Source organism: Fluviispira vulneris (genome assembly GCF_014281055.1).
Classification (GTDB): Bacteria; Bdellovibrionota_B; Oligoflexia; order Silvanigrellales; family Silvanigrellaceae; genus Silvanigrella; species Silvanigrella vulneris.
In genome coordinates, this window is record NZ_JACRSE010000001.1 from 397174 (window position 1) to 421877 (window position 24704).

The window sequence follows — 24704 nt, forward strand, 5'->3', positions numbered from 1 at the left end:
GTCATCTAAAAATATGTATAATCAAAGGATTAAAAAATGCAGCAAGCAGAAATATTTCAAAATTGTGAAAATTTAAATGTTAACTATACAAATATGATTCAATCGGAAGGAATTTTTCTTGGTATCGATTTGAAAAGTTTTAAGACCATTTATGCTTCTACAAATTTTCCAAGGATTTTCAATTATGAAATTTATCGAAATTCAATAGATCTTCTTTTTACTCAAATTTCACTCATAAAAATTACAAACTTTATTGCTCGAATAGATAAAAAAGAAGTTAAGCCAAGAATTATATCGTTTCTTCAGATTAAATATTTTAATTGTCTTTACGATATTCCATGTGCAATATATATCTCAAATTCTGTCTTATGTATAGAGTTTCAAAGTAAATTCGATTCTTATAAAAATAATTTTGATGAAATTTATTATGAAGATACGCTCCAATATATTAAATCATATTCAGGAAATATTCATAAAATATCGCATTATATTTGTAAATATATCTCTGAAGTTTTGAACTTTGAAAGAGCTTACTTATGTGAATTTTTACAAGATAACCATGGCTATGTTAGTGCAAGTTTTCAAAATGGAGAATTAGAATCTTTGCTTCACCACCATTTCCCTGCATCCGATTTACCATTAACTGTTCGAAATATTTATATGAAGAATAAGTTCAGATTAATTTCAAACATAGATTATTTTCAAGTCCCTATTGAAGGATGTAAAGAAAATATTGATTTAACACTTTCTTTTTTCAGAGATATCGGAAAAAGTCATTTAACTTATTTAAAAAATATGGAACTGAAATCATCTGCATCTTTTTCAATCGTATTAGATGGTAAACTTTATGGTATTTTTGGATGCCATTCGAAAACAAAAAATTATACTTCTGTGGAAATTCTGTCAAAAATTCAAGTTTTAATTGATGAATTCTCTCGAAAAATATTGCTTTTTAGATATAGAAAGTCAAAAAAAACAAAGAGTTTAGGAAATGCGAAAATTAATAATTTTATTAAAGAGTATGAAAATGCAGAGTGCAACTTAGAAAAAATCCCAAATGATAAGTTTGAAGAATTAAAAGAAACTTTTGATGCAAAAAGTTTCTTTTATAGATATAATAATAAATTCGAAAAAAATATATCAGTTCCTTATGAGTTTGCTGAAAAAATACTTGGTTATTTAAATAATTATGTCAGAAACGATTTAATTTTAATTGATAAACTTATTGACTTAGACCCTATTTTTGAGCAGTGGTCTAAAGAAGTCGCAGCTGGTATTATTGTTATAAAATTAAACGAAGATTTTTCATCATTTATCGTCTTTTTAAGGCCTGAGTATATTCAGACTATCAAGTGGAGTGGAAATCCTAATAGTTATAATTTAGAAAAAGATGGAACTTTGAATCCAAGAAGCTCATTTGCCACTTGGTATCAAGAAACGTATTGCAAGTCAAAGCCATGGTCCTCCATAGATTTTGATTTGGGCTTGGAACTGCAAACTAAACTCATTTCTTTACGTTCAAACTACTTGGCAAAATCTCAGCTCATAAATAGGTATCTAAATCGAAAAATTATACAAAAAGATATACTATTAACTAGAAATCAATTATGTTTGAAAAATATCTTTTTAGTTGTGAATTCTACTTTTACTTGGAGTCGATCAAAATATTTAACATTAGAAAAAAATTCACAAATTGACAATCAATTATTTCAAGGTTTTATTTTGGAAAAAGTAGATATTATAAATTTTCTTATTAATTTATCTGAAAATATATCTTACAATATAAAAGAAAGTTTTTTCGAAAATATTAATTTTAATTTAGATATTTCTGAAAAATCAATTCTTCCAATAAATCAAATTTTCACCATAGCACTTATTATTCTTGAATTTATCCATTTATTAAACAAACATTCTTTAATTGTTAATGAAAATCGAATTATTTCAATTAAATGGCAAGAAAATGCCAGCTACACACTCATCACATTGCATGACAATAGTGATTTCTTCAATCAATTTAATAATGCATCGTCAGATATTGATTTAATAAAATTTTTAATCAACCAGCTGAATGGAGAAGCCTCTTGGGAAAAAAACAAAGGTGTTGTTTTAAAAATTATTTTACAAAGAAAATGTCTTAATATTAAAAAAAATCTAGCATTAAATTAAAAGAGATCATATTTTTTATGACTTTCTTGTTGTATATGAGTGAGCTCCAGTTCCTACGAGTTCACCATTTTGTACTATTAAATATTCTTTCCGAATAGGTTTATTTGCAAACCAAGCTTCAAGTATTTCTTTTACCCCAGCTGCATAACGTGCTTGGGCAGAAAGCGTTGCTCCAGATATATGCGGAGTCATTGCATGATTTGGCATATGCCGCCAAGGATGATTCTTAGGTGCTGGTTGAGGATACCAAACATCACCAGCATATCCAGCTAAATGTTCCGTTTGAAGAGCATTTACAATTGCCTCTTGATTGCAAATATTTCCGCGCGCAGTATTTACAATATAAGATCCTCTCCGCATTTTTTTAAGCAATTTATCATCGATTATTCCTTCTGTTTCTGGATGAAGAGGACAATTGATAGTTAAAACATCAACAGTTTGAGCTAAAGAATATATATTTTCATGGTAAGTTAAATTTAATTCTTTTTCAATATCTTTTGTTAAGCGGTACTTATCAGAATAATGTAATTTAACTCCAAATGGATTGAGTCTTTTTAATATACCTAAACCAATGCGACCCGCTCCTAGTGTACCAACATGCATTCCTTCTAAATCATAGGATTTTGAGACACAATCCGCAATATTCCAACCACCTTCAACTACATATTTGTATGAAGGAATGTAATTTCTGACAAGTGCTAAAATCATCATTACGGCATGTTCAGCAACACTGATACTATTGCTATTTGTTACTTCAGCAACTGTGATTTTTTTATGAATTGCTGAACTTAAATCAATATGATCGGATCCAACACCAGCAGTGATAACAAGTTTTAAGTTATGAGACTGCGCCAATCTTTCTTTGGTCAAATAAGCTGGCCAAAAAGGTTGCGATATAATAATGTCAGCATCATTAAGTTCTTTTGCAAAAACAGAATCTGAGCCATCTCTATCAGCTGTAACAATAAATTTATGTCCTAATTTTTCTAAATATGATCTTAATCCTAATTCACCTGAAACACTTCCAAGCAAATGCCCTGGTTGAAAATCTATGCTACTGGGATTAGGAAGTGATTGACCTCCTTCATAATTTAATAGAGAAGGCATGTCATCACGGGCATAATTCTTTGGGTAGCCACTTATTGGATCTTCAAATAATACACATAATATTTTTGCCACAATAGTGCTCCTTATAATAAATTTAAAAAATATCCTACGTAAATAATACACAAATATATAATAATGTCGAGTAGAAATATTCGAAAATTTATTTCGGGGGATTTAAATTATGTAATTTTTAGGTTTTTAGTTTAATTCTCAGAAAAAGAAATAGCATCCCTTCAGGGCAGAGTTGCTTGCCTTAAATGCCCTTCAAGAATGTTTTTTTTTGTGAATTAGGAATATGAAGAATATAAGCATTGCAAAAATTTTATTTCTTTTGATTTTTCTTATTAAATTTAATTATTTTGAAATTCAACAATATTATAAATAGCTTCATTTGTTTTTCTTGTCAGTTCGACTCCATTAACAACAGAGTTTTTTATGACTCTGTCATCATCATTGATAATAAATATTTCATGATCATTTAGTACTGTTAATCCTTCGGCTTTATTAATTAAATTAAGAGGTTTAGAATTATCTTTAATAAGTACTGGTGCATTGCCATTCTCTAGGTCTTTACGATCAAGGCTCCATAAGTAAGCACCTATATTTTCTTCTTGATCTTCATAGCTTGTTAGCAATAATAATCTATCATTGTATTTATCCCATTCAATACTTGAGAGTCCAACATTTTCAGACACAAAATCTTTACTATTATTAAACGAATAAGCTAACTTGAAATCATTATTTAAATAAATTTTATCGTCTTTTTCCTGATATGTAACAGAAATCATTTCTATTGTATATGAGAAATTTTTATATGATTCTCCTTTTTCACGTATGCCCAGAAGAATTTTATTGTTTGGTAAAATAGCTAGTCCTTCAATTTTGTAATAAGGGTGCCCTACAACTGAATTAAGATATGATCGGATATTTTCATTTTCAATGCCATTATCTAAAACTGACATCGTTTTTACATTATTAAAGTCATTTGCATGCCAATATATGAGCATTCCATTGTAATCTCTGGCTTCTTCAGGCTTTTCCCAATCAAAAGCTGTTGCTGCAAAAATATATTTATTGTCTAAAGAAACAGAAAAATCCTCTATTTTTCTGGGTTCCATAAAATTTGGATGTGTATGAGGAGTTATGTGCTGCTCCGCAACTGGAGAAAAAATATTCGAAAAATTAATTGAAAATACGGGTGAATAAGGTTTAAGAATTGGTTTATCATTGGCAAAGATGAGCATATTGTTTACAAAAGCGACTGCAGAAGCTTCGCAATGTGCTTGCACTGGATTTCCTTTTTTTATCGTGTAAGTATCCTCTGGAAAGCATTTTAATATTCCAGAGTTTTTTATAAAAGCACTATTTTTTTGTTCTGCGTATAAATTATTGGTATGAGCACTTATAGATAAACATGAAACAATAAATAAGTAGCTAAAACTTTTTTTCATACAATTTCCTTCTTATTATTGCTTTTTAAAAAAAAGCAGTGTTGTTGTTCGAAAATTTTATAAAATATTAATTTTAGTTTGTAAACAAAAAATAATAAATAATTTACTTTTATTTATATATTAATAAATATAAATTAAAATACTTTAAAATATTTTTTTCATCATAGGTGATAATAAATTTAAAAGAAAAGACCTTAATTTTCTAATATTTTGAATAAACTTTATCATTAAGAATCAGAAGAGCAAACCTAAATTTGCACTTAAAGTACGCATTATCTTATTTATTTTCCTGCTGAATAAAGACCACTCAAGTTCTTTACAAAATTTTCTAATTCTTCAATTTTTAAAAGTTTTTCTTCTTCACTTAAAAATGAAGCCAGAAATGAGTTTTTGGCGATTTGAATGAGCTCGATAAAAGAAAAATTAAGATGCTTTTGACATTCAAGATAATTATCTGCTAAATAGCCGCCAAAATAGGAAGGGTCATCTGAATTAATAGTCACGCACGCACCTTTTAGATATAGATCTCTTATATTGTGTTCGCTCATATTCTGAAATACTTTTAATTTGATATTCGATAAGGGACAAACAGTTAAAGGTATTTTTTTATGAATGAGTTCTTCAACAAGTTTTTCATCCTGTACACAATTTACACCGTGATCGATACGTTGAACCTTTAAAAGCTCAAGGGAATTTTTGATATTTTCAGCAGGTCCCTCTTCTCCAGCATGTGCTACTGTTAAAAAACCTAAATCGAGAGCTTTAGCAAAAACATTTTTAAACTTTTCTGGAGGATTCCCAACTTCAGCTGAGTCAAGTCCAATAGCTTTAATATAATTATAAAATGGTTTAGCTAATTCTAGAATTTCAAAAGCATCTTCTTCACTTAAATGCCGTAAAAAAGACATAATAATAAATGAAGAAATAGCAAAATCTTCTTTACCCTTAGCTAATGCATCAGCTATCCCCATAATCACATCTTCAAACAAAACTCCTCTTTTTGTATGTGTTTGTGGATCAAAAAATATTTCTGTATGTGTTATTCCATCTTCATGAGCCTTTTCTAAATATGCATACGTAAGGTCAAAAAAATCTTGTCGAGTTCGAAGCACACTTGCTCCCAAATAGTAAACATCTAAAAAGGATTGCAGATCATGAAATTCATATGATTTTCTAACTTCATCAACACTAGAATAAGGAAGTTGAATATTATTTCTTTGTGCTAATTCAAACATAAGTTCTGGTTCTAAAGTTCCTTCAATATGCAAATGCAGTTCTGCTTTTGGTAGTGATTTGATGAGTTGAGAAATTTCCATAATTTATACTCCTATATAACAAAAGAGCACATTTATAGAATAAATATTTTAAAGTCAATAACAATTTTTTGAAATGGATAGGAAAATTATTTATAACTTCCAATATTTTTCATAAGATATAAAAAATAAGGGGCACCAATTATGATAGAAACAAGACCTGCAGGTATCTCAAATGGAGGAAAAACAATTCTCCCAATAAGATCTGAAAATAAAGTCAAAGTAGCGCCAATTAAGCAAGAACCAATTAAATTGAATTTGTGTGAAGAACCAAATAAAATTCTCGCTAAATTGGGAGCAATTAATCCAATAAATCCTAAACTTCCGCTACCTGAAACAGCTATTGACGCAAGCATAAGAGCCAGGAGAATGATAATAATTTTCCATTTTGTAACTTTAAATCCTATACTTGCTGCTGATTCTTCGTTTAATTGCAAAATATCTAATTGTCGATAAAAGAAAAAAGTTATGAATATGAGTAAACAAGCAGGATAAATTATCTGATGAACTGAGTTCCAGCTTGAATGATACAATGTACCAGTTAAAAATGAAATTAATGAGCTTTGTCTTTCATCTGATTGCATAATCACAAACTGACAACATGCTTTAAAAAGCGCACCGACAGCAACTCCAACAATAATTAATCTTGTTTGATTTATTTTTTTATTTTCTAATGATGCAAGAATTGTTATAAAAAAACCTACACATCCACCAAATATCGCATATATAATATTGTTTAAATCAAAACTATTTGGAAAAAGAAAGGTGAAAAATAAAATAAACAAAGAACAAGCAGAATTCACTCCTAGTATATCTGGAGCTGCCATAGGGTTGCGTAAAACGCACTGCAATAAACTTCCAGAAAGAGCGAACATTGCACCGCTAAGGACACCAATAATCACCCGCGGCATTCGGACATCGCCAACAATGAAATCTGCACCAACAAGATCTACTTTTTTTGCAAGAACATTCCAAACATCTGATATTGAAAAAGATGTAACTCCAATCATTAAGTAAGCATAGCTCAAAAGTAAAAGAAATATAAGAAGAGAAAGCAGGCGTGCGTTTTTATATATTGCTTTATCCATTATTTAAAAGCCTTTTCATACGGGAAGATAGTATAAGAATAGGCGCCCCCACTAAAGCAATAAAAAATCCTACAGGAATTTCTTGATTTGAAAAAACAGCCCGCATGAGGCAGTCAGAAAATAACATGAGAATTGCACCAAATAAAATTGAAAATGGAAGTTGCTTGGATAAATTTTCCCCGACAATAAACTTACTAAAATGAACAACAATTAATGGAAAAAAAAGAATGGGTCCTGCTAAACTCACAGATGCTGCACAAAGAAGTACAATAATAAATAAAAAAAAGGCAAGCAAAAATTCTGTGCTCAATCCAAGTGAACTTGCAATATCTTTTCCAAAAGATAGAATCTGGAGATTTTTAATATTAAAAATAGCAATTATAATTAATAAAATAAGAACTGGCGAAACATAAGTTAACTGCTGCCAATTAGCTCCTGCAACTGAGCCATTTAAATTTATAAGGATAACTCCAGAGCGAGTAGGTAAAAAAATGAGAATTGCTTGAGTTAGAGCATATAATAAAGCATTGATTGCTTGACCTGCTAAAATCAATCTTAATGGTGAAATACCAACCGAAATAGCTATGAAATACGTTATTGCAGCCGCTAAAATTCCGCCTATGACAGCGCAACCTAAATAAACAGGCAAAGGGCAAAATGGAAATAAAGCGAGTACAATGACTATTCCAAGACCTGCTCCTTGTGTAACACCTAATAAACTAGGACAGGCCATTGGATTTTTAGTAACAGATTGCAGCATAACGCCAGCAACTGCAAAGCTTGATCCTACAAGACATGCCATTAAAGTTCGCGCAAGTCTGGTTTCAATAATAAGCCGACGTTCAAATGTGTCACTTGAGTGCAAAAAAGAAAGTAGAACTTTATCAAAAGAAAGTTCTACTGGTCCCAAAGATAAGGAATAAAGAAATAAGATAAAAAGCACTAATAAACTAAAAATGTAAATTAAATAATTTTTTTTTGCTATGAAATTAGGATTATTTGATAAAGCTTGCAAGAGAAAGTCCTATGCATAAGAATAAAACTGAGCATTTTTGAAACATAGAAAGCCTTTCCTTATGTAACAAATATGACATAACAACAATAACCATACTTCTAGCAGAAAATATTAAAGCCACCAAACTGGTTGGGCCAATAATTAAGGCTTCAGAATATAAACAAAGTCCAACCCCTGAACAAATTCCGGTTATCAAGCCAAAATAAAGACCATAGGTATTACTTTTTCTTAAATAAGAATTTAATGATTTTAACTTTTGCATAGCATCAATATTGTTGTTGTTTTGCTTAAGGATATTATATTCTTTCAATACAATTGCTATGCTTGATAATAATAGACATATAATATACGAATAGAATAAAATAATTTGATTATTAAAGCCAAGCTCTAATGTTATTTTTAATCCACCTTCTCGTAAAAAAAGAAAACCTGAGCTCAAAACAACCCAAATAAACCATTTTTTATCTTTTATTACCATTTTTTCATTTGGATCAAGCTTTACTAATAAAACTGCTATAAGAAGAAGAAATATAATAGCAATTTTTATATTATTTAACTCTTCGCCATAAATAAAAACTGACATTAAAATTATAATTGGGAGATTTATATTTAACATTGATGCAGTTAAACTGGCAGGTCCAACTTCAAGAGCCTTAATAAAGAGCCAATTGCCAAAATAAGATCCTATAGCTATTAAGAGAGCAGCAAATAAAACTGCAAAATCGAAATTAAATGACAAATTTCCAAATGAAGTTATCAAAAAGACGAGAGAACCTGTAAAATACAGGCCCCAAAGAACATAGTGATCGGAACATTTTTTTATAGAAGCCGACTTCATAATGACGCTTGCTATCCCAAAAATAATCGAACTTAAAATAGCAATCGTTATCCACATATTTTATAAGCTTTCAAATGATCTTTTGTGATGATACGCCCAGCACTTAAATAATCCACTTGATTAAGGATAGACGTAATATCAATAATATTTCTCATTGCTGAAGATTCATACCCAGCGCTTTGACCTAAGCTATACCATGGAACGAGTGAAAATGGGACATCTTCTGAAATATAGCGATCATTTAATGATTTTGGATTTAATTTATTTTTATTATGGATAGGAGAGTTTTTAAAGAAATCATAAATACTCTTATGCGATAAACCATAATAATCGTTCATTACTTGATAATAAGGCGGTAATTTAAAACCTAGATTCTTACCAATATTTATGCGATCTTCATCTATTTTTTCTAAAAAACGAGCAGTTTCAATTGAAACACCATCTTTATAGAAATAGTATTCTTCTTTGTTACCAATTCTGCCTGCATTGAATAAAACAGATGGAGGATGACTTATACCACATGGATCGTATAAACCTGTTTCTATAAAGCTTGACATTGTAACCAATTCACACGGAAAGAAATCTTGAATTGCTGTTTTAATTTCTTGTCCATGGGAATAATTTAAAGAAGAAATACCCATTTTATTTTTAATTGCTAATATATTTGCAAATGAAGGTTTTTCTGATCGACAAGCATATGGAAAAGAAGTGATATCTGCTATCAAAATTTCTTTTTCCCACCCTGATCTTTTTAAAATATCATATTGAAAAATTCCTGAAAAATGTCCAGATAAATTTATAACAATTTGGTTGCTTTCTATATATGGAAGCATATTTATAAAAATGGCTTCATGAGCTGGCACTGGTAAAGCAATAAAAATATATTCTGTATTTTTTAATGCTTTTTCAATGTTCGTGGTTACAAGATTTAATTTCCCGAATCCTTGAACAACCCCTTGACATTGCACCCCACCATTTCTATTCACAGCTTCGTAACCACCGAGATGTCGAGGATGTGCATATAAATTTACAGAGTGCCCCAATATAGAAAAATGTCCTGCTAAAGCTTGTCCGCCATGCCCACAACCAATGACAGCAATTTTTTTCATTTTTACATCTTTCATAATAAAATTTAGTTAAATATTATTTTTATTTGTGTTCAATTTTTGTTGTCTACCATCTAAAAAGCCAGATTGCATAGCTTCTTCATACATAACTTCCATCGCTTCGATTCCATGGGTTTTTGCCCATACGTTTCTATCAAGGAAATAGACTTGATTCTGTTTGAATGCACGAACATCTTTCCACAATGGATTTGCTTTTAATTTTTCATAGGGAGCAAGATCTCCATCTGTTAATAAAATAACGATTTGATCTGGATTTTTTTGTAAAACACCTTCAACCGTGATATCTACACGATGCATAACACTTGTATCTTTAATAAGATTTGTTTTATTTAAATCTTTTAAAATTGGGGTCGCAATCGCATTTGAGGAAAGAACTCTAAAAATACCACTTGGAGTAATAAAGCCCATCAAAACAGTTTTTGGTTTTGACTTCATAGACATTGCAATGGCTTTATTACGGATTTCATCATGATGCTTAATTATTCCATCAACTTTATCTTCAGTATTTGTGATACTCGCAAGAATTTTTAAGTTTTTAACTTGTTCAGCGGGATCGCCTAGGATACCATTCAATAAAATAGTTGGAGCAATCTTGTTAAGTTGTGGCAATAAACCTGATATAAATGTGACTTCACCAATGATAAGATCAGGCTTTAATTTCGCAATTGCTTCTAAACTCGGTTCGTCTCGGGTTCCGACTCCAGGAATATCTTTTATAAATTCTTGCAAGTGAGCTGGATCTTGCCCTTCTGTATTATCACTTTTTCCCATACCGACAGGTTTAACGCCCAGCAATTTTAATTCATCGAGTAAGCCAAATTCAAGTACAACAATTCTCTCAGGTTTTTTATCTAACTTAACAACTCCATTTTCTGCCTTTACAGATAATGGGAATTCAGCTGCGCCACAAATAGGCATATATAAACTTAAGAGAGCAGAGACAAGAAGTTTTTTCATACGAAGCTCCTAAAAATATAAAAGAAAATATTGATAATGAAATTCATTCTCAATAATATGTTTGATAGACAAACTCATTTTTTTTGTCAAGAAAGTTTCAAATGTATTTGATTTAACGATTGAGATTTTATAAAAATTTTATATTTAAAATAATTGGTAGTCTATTTTTTAAATAATTCAAATTAAATATAATAATTTTTTTTTTAATTTAAGTAGATTTATCAATTTACCGAATTTTTATTATTTGGTGTCCCCGCTAAGAATCCCGATTCAATTGCTTCTTGATACTTAATCTGCATAGCTTCAATCCCGTGAGTTTTTGCCCAGACATTTCTATCTAGGAAATAGATTTGATTTCCCTTAAATGCACGCACATCTTTCCATAAAGGATTTTCTTGTAACTTTTTATAAGGTGACATATCACCATCAGTCAATAGAATAGCAATTTGATCAGGATTCATATTAATAATCCCTTCGACTGTAACTTCAACTCTATGCAAAGAACTTTTATCTTGAATCAAGTTTATTTTGTTTAAATCTTTTAATATCGGTGTCGCAATTGCATTGGAAGAAAGAGCTCTAAAAACTCCACTTGGTGTTATATATCCGATCAAAACTTTTTGCTGGGGAAATTTATGAGCGATTGCAATTGCATTGTTGCGAATTTGATCATGATTTTTAACAATAGCTGAAACACGACTCTCTCTATCAGTGATTTCAGACAAGATTTGTAAATTCTTTTTTTGCACGTTTGTATCACCAAGAATACCGTTTAACAGAACGGTAGGAGCAATTTTATTAAGTTGAGGGGCTAATTTAGAAATAAAAGAAACCTCACCCAGAATGAGATCGGGCTTTAATTTTGCAATAGCTTCTAGGCTAGGTTCATCCCGAGTTCCTACTCCCGGTATATCTTTTAAAAATTCTTGTAGATACGCAGGATCTTGTCCTTCACTGCTATCGCTTTTCCCAACTCCCACTGGCTTAACCCCCAAAAGTTTCAACTCATCAAGTAAACCAAATTCAAGGACAACGATTCTTTCTGGTTTTTTTGGTAAAATGATTGTTCCGTTCTCAGCTTTTACAGATAAGGGAAACTGAACCGCATAACTTAAAGAAGAACATAAACATAAAATAGTTGTTGCTATTATTTTTTTCATCACTAACTCCTTTTAACTCTTAATATGAGAATGATTTTCATTATCATTTTTTACCTATGAAAACTCAAAAAAAAAGTCAAGAGCATTATGAAAGAATATGCTACATTTTGAATAATTATTAAATTTTAATTAAAATTAATAAATTTTTAATTATAGAATTTAGAAAATTTTATAAAATTACACTTTATTCAAATTAATTTTTAATAATTTAAAAATCTCTTCCTTTAAATTTGCTGGATAAATAATTCTTTGAATCATAAGTGGTTGGGTATTAGGAAACAATATTTTGACATCTGCTACACCAAGAAATTTCTGTAATAAATTCTGAGTAATTTCAACATTCTTTATTTCTTGAATTGGAAATTCTTGAACATTTTTAATTAGGAAACCACTTTCAATATATAATCTTTGGTTTGTAAGTAATATTTTTTTATTAAAATTTGAAACAAATTTACTTAACATGGGAGCTGAGCAAAAAATTATTATAAATAAATAAGCATATGTAGATTTAATACCTGAAAAACTTGGAAGAAACATAAGAAATAATATAAAACCAAGAAAAATATTTGGAATCATATCAAACCAATGAATTGAAAATTTGAAAAGAATTTTTTCTTCACTCTTTAAATTTAACAACATACATTCTCCCTATGGAATGAAAAGAGTAGTATAAAACATAATTGAGGTATAATTATTCTAAAGAAACTCTTAAAAAAAAGCAATAGCAAACTCAATTCATAAGCTTATTATACATTTGATTATAAAAATAATTAAGAATGTATGTTAAAAACCATTTAAATATTTTGAAGTTAAAAATACAAAAAGTTCATGCGAATAGTTTGTTAAAATATCAGTATTAGGAACATATTTTTTACTCAATGAAAATTGACCATAAGCTGGCAAACTTAATGAACATTGGAAAGAATTAACATTTTTTTTGTCTTGTCTTATATAATGATCAATGTCACTCGTTTTAATATCTGAGAGTTTTATTATAGGAAATAAATTTATTATTTTTTCTAAAAAGTCAAAGAATCTATCACTTGGACATTCTACTATACTATTATTAATCAAAAAATACATCCCATGAGCAACCGCAATACCATGTGACATATGTTCTATTTTTTTGTTTTCAGCAAGCGCTTCAATTAGATGGGCTAAGGTATGTCCAAAGTTTAAAGCTGAACGAATGCCATTTCTTTCAAAAGGATCTTGGTTAATAATATTAGCTTTATATTCTATATTTTTTAATAAAAAAATCTTTAATTCCTCAACAGAACAATTCGATATTAAAATGTCTTCAAAATGTTTCTTATTCTCAATAAATGCACCAAATAACCAAGAATGCTTTAATGCTTCACACAAACCAGATATTACTTCTGTATAAGGAAGTGTTTGAAATAATTCTGGAATACAATAAAATTCTTTTGCATTATAAAAAAGACCGATTTGATTCTTACCATTTGATGGACAATTTACCCCAGTTTTTCCTCCCGTTGCTGCATCCACTGCAGCAAGGAGAGTTGTTGCAAAATATTTAATTGGTTTCTTTGCTATTGCAGCTACAAAACCAGACACATCAAGAGTATTTCCTCCTCCTATTGCAATAATTTCACAACAATTTTTAGGTAGATATTTTAAAATTGCAATGACAGTATCGATATTTTTATTTAATTCACTAGCTTCATAAAAAAAAACATTTTCAGACGAAATTAGATTTTCATAATATTTTTTTATATTCATATCAATAATATAAAAATTTTGATTATTATTTATCTCCAATATAATTTTTTCAAACCGCAATCTATCTATGATTTGCAAAGGAACATCGTGATAAACTTCAAATACTTGATTTGCTAAATTTATAAAACCTCTTTTATAAATTTGACAGGCAACTTGAAATACATCTTTATCATATTCAAATGAAAATTCAGGAACAGAATTGCGATGATATTTTTTTCTAAAAAAATCATTTAATATATCTTTTAACTTTTTCTCTTTGTTTAAAAAAATATCAATCATAACTTTTCCGAGTGCTTTGCAGCATAAATTGATCTGCTAAGACAAGCCAACACATTGCTTCTACTATTGGCACTGCTCTAGGTAAAACACAAGAATCGTGCCTCCCTTTTGGAATTAAAAATTTTATTTCTTGTGATTTAACTTTAGTAACTGTATTTTGTTCTTTATAAATTGTTGAAATAGGCTTAAAACCGACACTAAATTCCAAATTCATACCGTTAGAAATACCACCTTGAACACCACCTGAGCGATTTGTTTTTGTATAAATATTCCCTTTTTCATTTAAATAATAATGATCATTATTTTCACTGCCAAAAAGGTGGGTTGATTCTAATCCATTGCCAATTTCAAAACTTTTACAAGCAGGTAGACTCAGCATAGCTCCTGCTAATGCCGCCTCAAGCTTGTAGAAAACAGGTTCCCCGAGACCTGCAGGAATATTTTGTGCAACACAACGTATGCAACCGCCGAGAGAATCCCCTTGCTGTTTTGCATTTAATATTGCATCTTTCATTTGTTCTTCAACGATAGGATCGGGACAACGAATAACACTTTTTTCAATATCTGCAAAACAGAAATTTTGATAATGTAGTTTGCTTTCTATATCTTTAATACGCTGAACCCAAGCCATTAAACTTAATTCTGGAAATTTTGCTGTTAAATATATTTTTGCAACAGCTGCTGCAGCAACTCGTCCTATAGTTTCTCGTGCACTGGCACGTCCACCACCACTTTGCGCAGTCAGACCATATTTGAGTTGCGTCGTGTAATCAGCATGCCCGGGTCGATAAACTTTATTCAGCTCGGTGTAATCAAGTGGATTTTTATCTTTATTGCGAATAATAATTGCAATTGGCGTGCCTAAAGTTTTACCTTGTTCTATGCCAGATAAGATTTCACAAAGATCATTTTCGTTTCGACTCGTAGTAAAATCGCTCTGACCAGGTTTTCTTCTATTTAAAAATTCTTGAATAATTTCTTCATTGAGTTTTAATCCTGCTGGACACCCATCGATGATGCAACCTATAGCTGCCCCATGCGATTCGCCAAATGTAGTAACTTTAAATAACGATCCAAATGTGTTTCCCATTTATTCCTCAATTAATTTTGTCTGAAAGCCAAGATCTTTTATTTGTTGAAAAAACAGAGGAGCTGTTTTTTCAACACAATTTGGATTTTCGATAAATAAATTACTTGCAAAAGAAGCAAGAATAAAACCACTCATTACGAATCGATGATCATCATACGTTTTCCATAAAGCTTGTAAATTACTAAAATCATATTTATAAGGGTGTACACAGAATCCATCTATATACTCATCACACCGAATATGCAAAGATCTTAAATTTGCGACAAAACAAGAAATTCTATCACACTCATGCATACGAATATGAGAAATATTCCTAATTTCGAAAGGAGCTTCAGCAAATAAAGCAATTATTCCTAATGTTAAAGCTTGATCACTTAGTTTTGATAAATCAAAGGAAATATTACCAGTTGGCCTTGTAAAAGTTTCTTTTTTGCAGACAAAAATCTCTGTGTCTGTGCATTCAATATGTGCACCAAGCGTTTTTAAAATTGAAATAAATTGAAAATCGGGTTGTAAAGTTAATTTGCCTAAATTTTTTATTCGCAAATTAAAATTATGCAAATACGCGAGAGTTATAAAATAACAGCAAGTAGAGGCATCGGCTTCTACTGCATAGTTTTCAATTCCAATATTAAAAGTTGGCGATATTTTAAATTGGTAAAGATCATGATCAGACGAGATTTGACCACCAAAAGACTCAATCGACTGCAAAGTCATTCTCACATAATCTGGTTGAACAAGATTATTTATACGTCTGATTTCAATGTGTGATTTTGCTCCGAAAGAAGCTAAGAGCAATCCACTCAAAAATTGTCCAGATGTTTGTCCGCCAATTGCACATTGACCCTTTAAATCCGATGATGAAATGTGCATTGGTAAATTTTCATTCGATATATTTGCATTAAGCTCTTTTAAGGATTGTACAAGTTCTTGCATGGGTCGTTTTATGAGTTGCACGTCTGCATCAGCAAAAACATTTATTTTACCGAAACTGGGAAATGTTTTTTGCCAATTTAATATTACAGATGGAAAAAAACGCGCTAATGTTCCTGCTTTACCTAAGAATATTTTGAAATCCTTTTGGAAATTTTCAATTGGTGGGAATATTTGTACACTTTTTTCAGTATAGTTTATTTTGATACGAAATCCTAAAATACTCAAAGCATTGAGTCCCCAGTAGGAATCTTCTGAAAATAAAAAGCCTTCTATTTTTGTTGCTTTTGGGCTCATGCCAGAAAGAATTATGGCTCGATTCGTAAAACTTTTTGAACCAAAAATTGACATATCTATTTGCATGATATTGTTTCGATGAGTCACTGCTATTTCTTTAATTTTTTTATCTTCACTTAATGAAGAAAAAAAGTATTTCTTAAACTCTATTTCCATAATTACTCTAGTCGTATTTTCAAATATTAAAAAATATACTATTTGAAAAAACATTTGTTAAAGTACCACTCAAACGAAATAATCAAAATAATATAAAAAAATATTTGAAATTCATTCTCTTGAAATCATATAATAAAACTCAGTTATTTGACAATTGAATACACAGCCAGTCCATTTCGGATTGACCCTTGCTTAAGGAGATTATTATGACTTTCATAAGAATCAGTCTATTTATTTTTTCAACTTTTTTATCATTCTGCTGCATGGCAGAGAATCGAGACCCGATTGTCCTTGTGCATGGATTTTCTGGATGGGGGAGACAAGAGCTTCTCGGCTATAAATATTGGGGAGGTTTTAACGATTTACAAGAAGATCTAAAATCTCAAGGGGGTAAAGTTTTTACTGCTTCTGTTGGCAAATTCAGTTCAAATTACGACAGAGCAATTGATCTTTATGCACAGATAAAAGGAGGTTGCGCTGATTATGGTGAAGCACATGCAAAAAAATTTAAACATGCTCGCTTCGGTCGCTGCTATACACAACCCCTATATCCAGAATGGGATGAAAATCATAAAATTCATTTTATTGGACATAGTCAAGGTGGTCAAACAATTCGAGCGTTATTAAGCCTTTTAAAGGAAGGATCTCAAGAAGAAATACTTACTAGTCAAAATGATGTTGCTGAACTATATAGAGGAAATAAAAGTTGGGTAACAAGTATAACTACGATTGCAACTCCAAATAACGGAACATCACTGACACATTTAGCAGATATTTTCCTACCTACGTCACAATTTATTATAGTATCTACAGTAACGGCTGCAAATGCAGTCGGGGTTGAACCTTTTTTAGATTTCAAACTTGAACAGTGGAATCTAACAAAAAGAAAAGATGAAAACCTAAAAGATTTTTTAGCTAGAGCATATAATTCTTATATCTGGAATACAAAAGATATAAGTAAGTGGGATTTAAGCCCAGAAGGAGCACATTTATTTAACGATAGCGATAAAGAATACAAAGATGTATTTTATTTTTCATACGGCACACAATCAACATCAATAGATATTCCATTTACTAATTGCCAAATTACAATTTTAACTTTATTAAGCTTACCCGCAAATGCAATTGGTTGTTTTAAGCGTAAGCTAAATGGGAATATAAATATTGATGATCAATGGCTCGCAAACGATGGAGTGGTTAATACAATCAGTATGGCATCCCCATTTAAAGGAAAAAGAATGTATTATACAGGAACAGCTCATAAGGGAATTTGGAATGATATGGGTGTGCGCCATGGTTGGGATCATCTTGAAATAATTGGTGCAATTCCAAACCCACTGAAGCCATATTGGAAAGTTAAGGAGTTATATGAAAAACATTTAGAATTATTATATTCACTATAATTATTTTTAATGATTAATATTTACTATTCAAAAACACTTCAAAAGACAAAATAAATATGATCTTACCTAAATTTACTATGCACTTTTAGAAGTTGCTTAAATTTCTATAGAAGTGCATAAATAAAAAAATCTTGCCAAAAATTTAATTCAATTATATATCCTGTTTTGAGTGCGTTTTTATAAATTTATTTTGCTTAATAAATTAACACTCAGTCGTTTTTGTAAAACTAATATTCCCAATTATCTATTTTATAAGGTATACTTAATGCATATTTTGTCTAAATTTATTTTTTCTCTCCTTGCTCTTACAAGTGTAACAAAAGCAAATGCAACTTTTTCTATAATAGCTATAGATAAAATGGAAGGTAAATTTGGTGCTGCTTTTGCAAGTTGCATTTCATTACAAGAAAGTGAAAAAAGCGATGAAAAAATTAAAAGCTTTATAGAAGATCAATTACATGTTTATGTCCCAGGAAAAGGAATTATGAACTTGCAAGGTGCTGTAATCAATGTAAATCTTTTAAATTCAAAAGCAAAAGATTTAATTTATAATGCAAAAAATGCAAAAGAGATTATAAATGATCTTATTAACTATGAAGAAACGGTATTGACAGCGAATGATAATTATTCAAAATTCAGACAATTTCTTGCGTTAACATTTGATTCAACGAAAAATATTGTTTATAAAAATGCTTACACAGGAATGGATGTAAATTCTCATTCAGGGGATTTGACAGGCGCAAATGAACGATTTGCTTATGTTATAGCAGGTAACTATTTAACCCAGAAAGATAATTCAACCCAAAATGATGTTATAAAAGCTTTAAGTGATGGTTTTGAAAATGAGTCAAAAAACCAGCCAGTAAACTTATCTGATAAATTAATAGCTGCATTACAAAATGTTAAAAGTCTAAAAAATATTGGTGATATACGTTGCGTCTCTAGTTATGGCACTACTTCAAACTTTGCTTTTATGAGAACATATAAAGGTGATGAAACTTTAGAAAATTATGTTACCTATTCTAATCCTTCAGAACAAAAAGATGGAATTGATAGTTTAATATCTTTATATAATAAGAAAGCAATTCCAAAGAGATCGATAAATTAATTAAATAATTTAAAAATATTTCAATTTATTAGTTATTTTTAATTGCATTATCAATAAGAACTCTATATCTCTCCGTCTTCTTGAAATCCTCGATAGCCTTCCTCACTTTTTCAACCAATGATTGTGGAGTGCTTTTTGCAGTAGCTATATATATTTTTTCTGAATCAATTGAACGACCATATGCAATATGATTTACATTTACTTTATTTATTTTGAAAGCCATTAAACCATTAATTTTAGAAGTATACCAGGCATCTATTTTTTTAAGAACTAATTTTTTAGAATTTGATTCATCTAATGTAGTTGTTTCATAATTTAACTGTGCTTCCTTAATTGTGATTTCGTACGATGAACCATTAAGAACACCAATTTTCAAATTTTTTGCACTTTTTAAATCATTTATCTTTTTTTGCCCTTTTAAAGTGAAAAAAGCTGTATCGTTATTGTATAAATGAGATACCCAATTGTATTTTGATTCTCTTTCATTATTGCGCGTTAAAGGAATTATGAAAGTTGAGTTATTTGAATTTAGTAAAGTTTCATTCTGCGCTCTTTTCCAAGGAACCCACATCATCTCATAATCCATATTTACGCGCTTTAGAGACTCAACCACAATTTTTCCTGCTAAACCACCTATTTCATTTGTATTTATTTTATCAGTTTGAAACAAAAATGCTTCAGTAGCAATAGTTATTTTCTCTTTATCTTTTGCATAAATTCCAAGGACAATATTAAGTACAATAAAGATTAAAACTAATTTTGTATTTATATACATATTTTAGCACCACCTTGAGGAATTATGCCATTATGTATATTAATGATTAAAGAGGAATATGAAATGAGTCAAAAAATTGTCAGATGGTTTATTTGTTGCTTCAATTATTAAATGAACTTATAGCATGTTCTAGCGAATAAGTGAAGAATGGTTTATTTGTATAATATATTTCTCTATTAGCTAATAATTTCGCAGATTTCATATCTAAATATCTCAATTTTTCCTTTAAATTTAAACTGAGAAATTTTTCTTCACATTCAATAATTATAGCGCACATAGATAAATCACGATCACCTAAAATCATACGTTCATAGATTGCATGACCAAAAATAAATGGTATTTTTTTTTGATTAATTTTTGCAATGATACATCCTCCTTCATCAAACATTGTCATATAATCCTGTTCACGCATTCTTTTTAGCGGTGATTTATTCCAAGGAAAATCTGCCAATTCATCAAAAGCAAAAAATTGACGCATATTTAATGCTGCCTTTGTCCTAGGAAATGAATACCAAATTTGGGCATTAAAAAAATCATGCCAATTCTCGAGCCGAGTCCTCACTTCACCCAATAAAAATATTCTAGGTTCATAGAGACTTTCGAAGCCAACTTGTGAGCGCATCCCCTTTTGCAGCACAAAGTTAATTTTTTGACCGCTCCAACTGTAAATTGAATAAGGGATTTTAGCATTTAAATCTTTAAGGGAAGGCCAATCCATGAAGTTTGAAAAAACTTTAGCATATGGCATAATTGGAAAGAACAGTTCAGAGCATAGTAAAAATTGCGGATTCCAACTTCTTTCTATAGGTTGGAAACTGCTGTGTTCTCTTTTTTCAACCCTTGATTCCTTAGGGTGTGCCATGTATTTAGCCTCACTTTATATCGTTATTGACCTTGATCCTGAAGTTGTACCTTCCGATCGCGATCGTCTTTTACGCTCTCTTCGTGAAAAATTAAAGCAAAAATTTACACACCGTATTACGATACGTGCAGATGAAGATGAGACATCATTAGCAATTGCTATGTTTGATGACAATTATGAAAGAATAAAGGCCCGCCTCGATGAAATACATGAAAAAGTCGATGCAGCTGGTGAAGCACGAATCCGTTTTCATCAAGGACAAATTTTTTGCTGGTTCAATGGAAGATTTGTTGAAACAAATGAAAGTTTGGCATACAGTGAAGAAAATTTAAGCGAGTTTAATCAGAGAACAAATATTTCTAAAGCTTTTCGTGCACGCGAAAAAACAATTGTGTACACAGATAAAGATGATGATGATATGAGTTCACCTGTATCATCTAGGTTTTCAAGAAGGAATTTAAGAATTCCAACACGAAAGTGAGTTTTCTCAATGAATTCAGCAAAAAGAAAAATTTTTTATACTATATCAGCTATTGCAGCAGCTGTTTCTTTAGGTCAATTTTTAAATATTTATCCTTTGCTTCCATCATCTCCTTCAGATGAAGTTTCTGTTAAAGAATCTAAAAAAATACCTAAAAAAAATATAGGATATTTAACATGCTCTTCTTTATCTGAAAGAATGAAAGATTTTTTAAAAAATCATTATATTTATCGTAATTTTGACAAAGATCTTGCTACTCGAACATTTGATACTTTTTTTAAACTACTCGATCCAGGAAAATTATATTTTATTCAAGATGATATTGATGAATTTAAAAAACAAGAAAGCGAATTATTGACAAATATTTCAAGTATCGATTGTCGCTTCATAAATGGAGAAAAAGGCGTATATGAAAGATACAAAAAGAGAATAAATGAAGCAACGATCGCCTCCAATAATATTTTAAAAGAAAAGCTAGATTTCACTATCGATGAATATATAGAAACGGATAGAAAAAAAATCGATTGGGCCAAAAACTCTAAAGAATTAATGGATCGCTGGAAAAAAACTATAAAATTTATAATTTTAAACATGAAAGATACTGATGATGTCGAAAAAATAAGAAAAAGACTGATGCGTCGCTATGAAATGATTAAGAAAGACGTCGATAGCCGTTCAGGTGATGATATCAATTCTCTTTTTTTAAATGCGTTTGCCTTATCTCTCGATCCACATTCCAGTTATTTAACTCCTGTTGACAATGCTCAGTTTCAATTTGATTTTAGCTTAAAACTTGTAGGCATTGGTGCAACTTTAAGAAGCATTGATGGATATACCGTAATTGATGCAATTGTACCAGGTGGAGCAGCCGCAAAAGATGGTAGAATAAAAAAGAATGATAAAATAACAGCAGTTGATGCCGGCGATGGTGCAGGTATGCAAGATGTTATCGAAATGGATCTAAATAAAGTTGTGCAATTGATCAGAGGTAAAGAAGGCACAATTGTCAAATTGGCAATCTTACGAAAAGAAGCTGATGGTAAAATGAATCGTATTATAATAGCTCTTAAAAGAGCTGTTGTGCAATTAAAAGATTATCAAGCGAAAAGTGATACTATAATTTTAGAAAATAAAAAAATAGGCGTTATTAATTTACCGAACTTCTATATAGATTATAAAGAATGCCAAGACTCTCCATTAACATGTCGAAGTTCTTCAAATGATATGGCAAGAGAAATTAAAAAACTAAAATCGCAAAAAGTGGATGGTATATTGATCGATCTGCGTCGTAATGGCGGTGGTGATTTATCTGAGACACAAAAAATAGTTGGCTTATTTATTAAAGATCCAGTTGTAACACAAGTTGAAGATAGAGAAAAACAAGTTCGAGCAATAGAGTCTGATAATAAAGATGCTTTATACACTGGTCCTCTTGCAATTCTCGTAAGTAAATATTCGGCCTCTGCATCAGAAATTTTATCTGGAGCTGTTCAAGACTATGGAAGGGGACTTATTGTAGGAGATTCGAGAACTTTTGGGAAAGGCACTGTGCAAACAATTTTTGATGTTCCTGGTTCAAATGGCCGATCTTCGGACGGAGCTATTCATGTAACAATTGCTAAGTTTTTTAGACCAAGCGGTAAGAGCAATCAAGAAAAAGGAATTCTGTCTGATATCGTTATTCCTGATATAATCGATGCAACAGATATTGGCGAAAACGAATATGACTACGCCCTTCCCTACACAACTATAAAGCCTTCACGCGATTTTAAGCCCGAAAGAGATCTCAAAGAATATATTCCAAAATTACAAAAGTTAAGCTCTGATCGAATAGAAAAGTCTGCTGATTTTAAGAAAATAATTGAAGCTATAAATAAAGCACGAAATGACAAAAATACTCTTGTTTCCTTAAAAGAGTCAGAAAAATCAGAATTAAGGAAAAATTCTGCTAAAATAGCTGCAAATAAAAAAGAATCAACTAAAGATGGTGAGAAAAAAGCCAATGAGAAATCGAATTCTTTCAAAAAAGATATAGATTTGAATCCGATAAACGAAGAAGAAGAAGAAATTGATTTTTCAGGAAAAGTTATTCGTAAAAATGATGTAGTTCTTAAAGAAGCAGTAAATATCCTCCTCGACAGCTCTAAAATTATTGATTTTAACTCAAAACAGTAATAATTCTTTTCTCATTGGCTCAGATGAATCGGCTGCTCTCAGTAGAATTTGACTCCATTGCAAACACAAATTCATATTTTAAGAGTAAGCAAATTCATCTGTAATTTTCAATGCTAAAGAAAAATAATACAGAAAGTTTGTTCAATGAATCAAAAAATACATGATATCCTCATTCTTGGAGGAGGTCCAACAGGAATATTTGCCGCATTTTATGCTGGTATGCGTAATGCAAGTTGCAAAATAATTGATTCAATGCCAGCACTCGGTGGACGTCTCACTGCCGTATATCCTGAAAAATATATTTATGATGTTGCTGGTTTTCCAAAAATCCTTGCAAAGGATCTTGTCGATAATTTAATAGAACAAATTAAACCTTATCATACTGAAATTTGTTTAAATGAAACTTCACAAACGTTAAATAGAAATGAAGATGGAATTTGGCAATTAACAACAAATATAGGAACTCACTTAGCAAAAACTATAATAATTGCTGCAGGTGTTGGTTCTTATAGTCCCAAAAAGCATCACGCTCTTGGGGCTGATAAATTTGAAGGAAATGGAATTGCTTACGCTGTAATTGAAAAAACTAAATTCAAAGATCGAAACGTTATCATCGCTGGAGGTGGTGATTCTGCACTCGATTGGGCCAATGAATTGGTCAATATAGCTAAGTCAGTTACTTTAGTACATCGCTCTGATAAGTTTAGAGCGCATGATGATTCTGTGAATAAGTTGCAAAAGACGAATGCTCGAGTTATTTTAAATTCTGAAATCATTGAGTTTAATGGAGAGAATAAATTAGAAAGTGTTCATATTAAAGGAATTGATCACGATTTAGATGAAATAATTTCTGTGGATGATGCCCTTATTATGTTTGGTTTTAATAGTTCTTTAGGAAAAATAAAGGAATGGGGACTCGAACTTTCTGGCAATGGTATCTGCGTTAATGAAAGAATGGAAACAAACTTGCCTGGGGTCTTTGCGGCTGGAGATATTGCAAAGCATTCAGCTAAACTCGATCTTATTGCCACTGGCTTCTCTGAAGCTGCTATTGCGGTTGCATTTGCTAAAGTCTTCATTAATCCAAAAGAAAAAGCACAACCAATGCATTCTACGACTCTCATGGAAATTAAGGAAAAAAAAGAAAAGCGTTTGAGTAAAAATACAAATTGAGTTTTTT

21 protein-coding genes are annotated in these 24704 nt (G+C 30.5%); 6 read left to right on the plus strand and 15 right to left on the minus strand.

The window, feature by feature from the left end; all coding sequences use genetic code 11:
- Positions 1-36: 36 nt before the first annotated feature.
- Positions 37-2166 carry a GAF domain-containing protein gene (locus H7355_RS01485; RefSeq protein ID WP_186644269.1) on the plus strand — a complete coding sequence of 710 codons (2130 nt, stop codon included), beginning with the start codon at positions 37-39 and terminating at the stop codon, positions 2164-2166.
- A 15-nt stretch (positions 2167-2181) separates the two neighbouring features.
- Here the strand turns inward: H7355_RS01485 and H7355_RS01490 are convergent, their stop codons facing one another.
- From H7355_RS01490 to aroA, 13 genes are all read right to left on the minus strand, one after another.
- The gene (locus H7355_RS01490) at positions 2182-3345 is read right to left on the minus strand and encodes an NAD-dependent formate dehydrogenase (RefSeq protein WP_186644271.1); all 1164 of its coding nucleotides are present in this window, start codon (positions 3343-3345) and stop codon (positions 2182-2184) included.
- A 278-nt stretch (positions 3346-3623) separates the two neighbouring features.
- The gene (locus tag H7355_RS01495; protein WP_186644273.1) at positions 3624-4724 is read right to left on the minus strand and encodes a hypothetical protein; all 1101 of its coding nucleotides are present in this window, start codon (positions 4722-4724) and stop codon (positions 3624-3626) included.
- A 281-nt stretch (positions 4725-5005) separates the two neighbouring features.
- Positions 5006-6040 (minus strand): adenosine deaminase, encoded by a 1035-nt coding sequence (locus H7355_RS01500; protein ID WP_186644275.1) that lies wholly within the window; start codon positions 6038-6040, stop codon positions 5006-5008.
- Positions 6041-6126: 86 nt separating this feature from the next.
- Positions 6127-7125: a FecCD family ABC transporter permease gene (locus H7355_RS01505; protein WP_186644277.1), complete on the minus strand. Its 999-nt coding sequence runs from the start codon at positions 7123-7125 to the stop codon at positions 6127-6129.
- A complete protein-coding gene (locus tag H7355_RS01510) occupies positions 7118-8140 on the minus strand; it encodes a FecCD family ABC transporter permease (RefSeq protein WP_186644279.1) in 1023 nt (340 codons plus the stop codon). Before H7355_RS01510 ends, H7355_RS01505 begins: the two co-directional genes overlap by 8 nt.
- On the minus strand, positions 8121-8978 hold the full coding sequence (locus H7355_RS01515) for an EamA family transporter (protein ID WP_286190599.1): 858 nt from the start codon (positions 8976-8978) through the stop codon (positions 8121-8123). Before H7355_RS01515 ends, H7355_RS01510 begins: the two co-directional genes overlap by 20 nt.
- A gap of 47 nt (positions 8979-9025) precedes the next feature.
- Positions 9026-10087: an NAD/NADP-dependent octopine/nopaline dehydrogenase family protein gene (locus H7355_RS01520; protein WP_186644287.1), complete on the minus strand. Its 1062-nt coding sequence runs from the start codon at positions 10085-10087 to the stop codon at positions 9026-9028.
- 27 nt (positions 10088-10114) lie between these two features.
- Complete coding sequence (locus H7355_RS01525) at positions 10115-11062, minus strand: ABC transporter substrate-binding protein (RefSeq protein WP_186644293.1); 948 nt, start codon at positions 11060-11062, stop codon at positions 10115-10117.
- Between the two features lie 221 nt (positions 11063-11283).
- Positions 11284-12222 (minus strand): ABC transporter substrate-binding protein, encoded by a 939-nt coding sequence (locus H7355_RS01530; protein WP_186644295.1) that lies wholly within the window; start codon positions 12220-12222, stop codon positions 11284-11286.
- A gap of 177 nt (positions 12223-12399) precedes the next feature.
- On the minus strand, positions 12400-12861 hold the full coding sequence (locus H7355_RS01535) for a PH domain-containing protein (RefSeq protein WP_186644303.1): 462 nt from the start codon (positions 12859-12861) through the stop codon (positions 12400-12402).
- Positions 12862-13005: 144 nt separating this feature from the next.
- Positions 13006-14244 carry a 3-dehydroquinate synthase family protein gene (locus H7355_RS01540; RefSeq protein ID WP_186644305.1) on the minus strand — a complete coding sequence of 413 codons (1239 nt, stop codon included), beginning with the start codon at positions 14242-14244 and terminating at the stop codon, positions 13006-13008.
- Positions 14237-15334: a chorismate synthase gene (gene aroC / locus H7355_RS01545; protein ID WP_186644308.1), complete on the minus strand. Its 1098-nt coding sequence runs from the start codon at positions 15332-15334 to the stop codon at positions 14237-14239. Before aroC ends, H7355_RS01540 begins: the two co-directional genes overlap by 8 nt.
- Positions 15335-16720, minus strand: coding sequence for a 3-phosphoshikimate 1-carboxyvinyltransferase (gene aroA / locus H7355_RS01550; RefSeq protein WP_186644310.1), 1386 nt, complete (start codon positions 16718-16720; stop codon positions 15335-15337).
- Between the two features lie 206 nt (positions 16721-16926).
- Between aroA and H7355_RS01555 the strand changes: the two genes are divergently transcribed.
- Together H7355_RS01555 and H7355_RS01560 are read left to right on the plus strand one after the other, a co-directional pair.
- Complete coding sequence (locus H7355_RS01555; RefSeq protein WP_186644312.1) at positions 16927-18123, plus strand: esterase/lipase family protein; 1197 nt, start codon at positions 16927-16929, stop codon at positions 18121-18123.
- Positions 18124-18388: 265 nt separating this feature from the next.
- Complete coding sequence (locus H7355_RS01560) at positions 18389-19231, plus strand: DUF1028 domain-containing protein (protein ID WP_186644314.1); 843 nt, start codon at positions 18389-18391, stop codon at positions 19229-19231.
- 28 nt (positions 19232-19259) lie between these two features.
- Here H7355_RS01560 and H7355_RS01565 read toward each other — a convergent pair whose 3' ends face one another.
- Positions 19260-20006 carry a substrate-binding periplasmic protein gene (locus tag H7355_RS01565; protein WP_186644315.1) on the minus strand — a complete coding sequence of 249 codons (747 nt, stop codon included), beginning with the start codon at positions 20004-20006 and terminating at the stop codon, positions 19260-19262.
- Positions 20007-20106: 100 nt separating this feature from the next.
- Positions 20107-20724 carry a DUF3025 domain-containing protein gene (locus H7355_RS01570; protein WP_186644316.1) on the minus strand — a complete coding sequence of 206 codons (618 nt, stop codon included), beginning with the start codon at positions 20722-20724 and terminating at the stop codon, positions 20107-20109.
- On the opposite strand from H7355_RS01570, the gene H7355_RS01575 reads away from it, so the two are divergent.
- From H7355_RS01575 to H7355_RS01585, 3 genes are all read left to right on the plus strand, one after another.
- Positions 20723-21349 (plus strand): hypothetical protein, encoded by a 627-nt coding sequence (locus H7355_RS01575; RefSeq protein ID WP_186644317.1) that lies wholly within the window; start codon positions 20723-20725, stop codon positions 21347-21349. The genes H7355_RS01570 and H7355_RS01575 overlap by 2 nt on opposite strands.
- Before the next feature lie 9 nt (positions 21350-21358).
- A complete protein-coding gene (locus H7355_RS01580) occupies positions 21359-23524 on the plus strand; it encodes a carboxy terminal-processing peptidase (RefSeq protein WP_186644318.1) in 2166 nt (721 codons plus the stop codon).
- 144 nt (positions 23525-23668) lie between these two features.
- Positions 23669-24697, plus strand: coding sequence for an NAD(P)/FAD-dependent oxidoreductase (locus H7355_RS01585; protein WP_186644319.1), 1029 nt, complete (start codon positions 23669-23671; stop codon positions 24695-24697).
- The last annotated feature ends 7 nt before the right edge of the window (positions 24698-24704 follow it).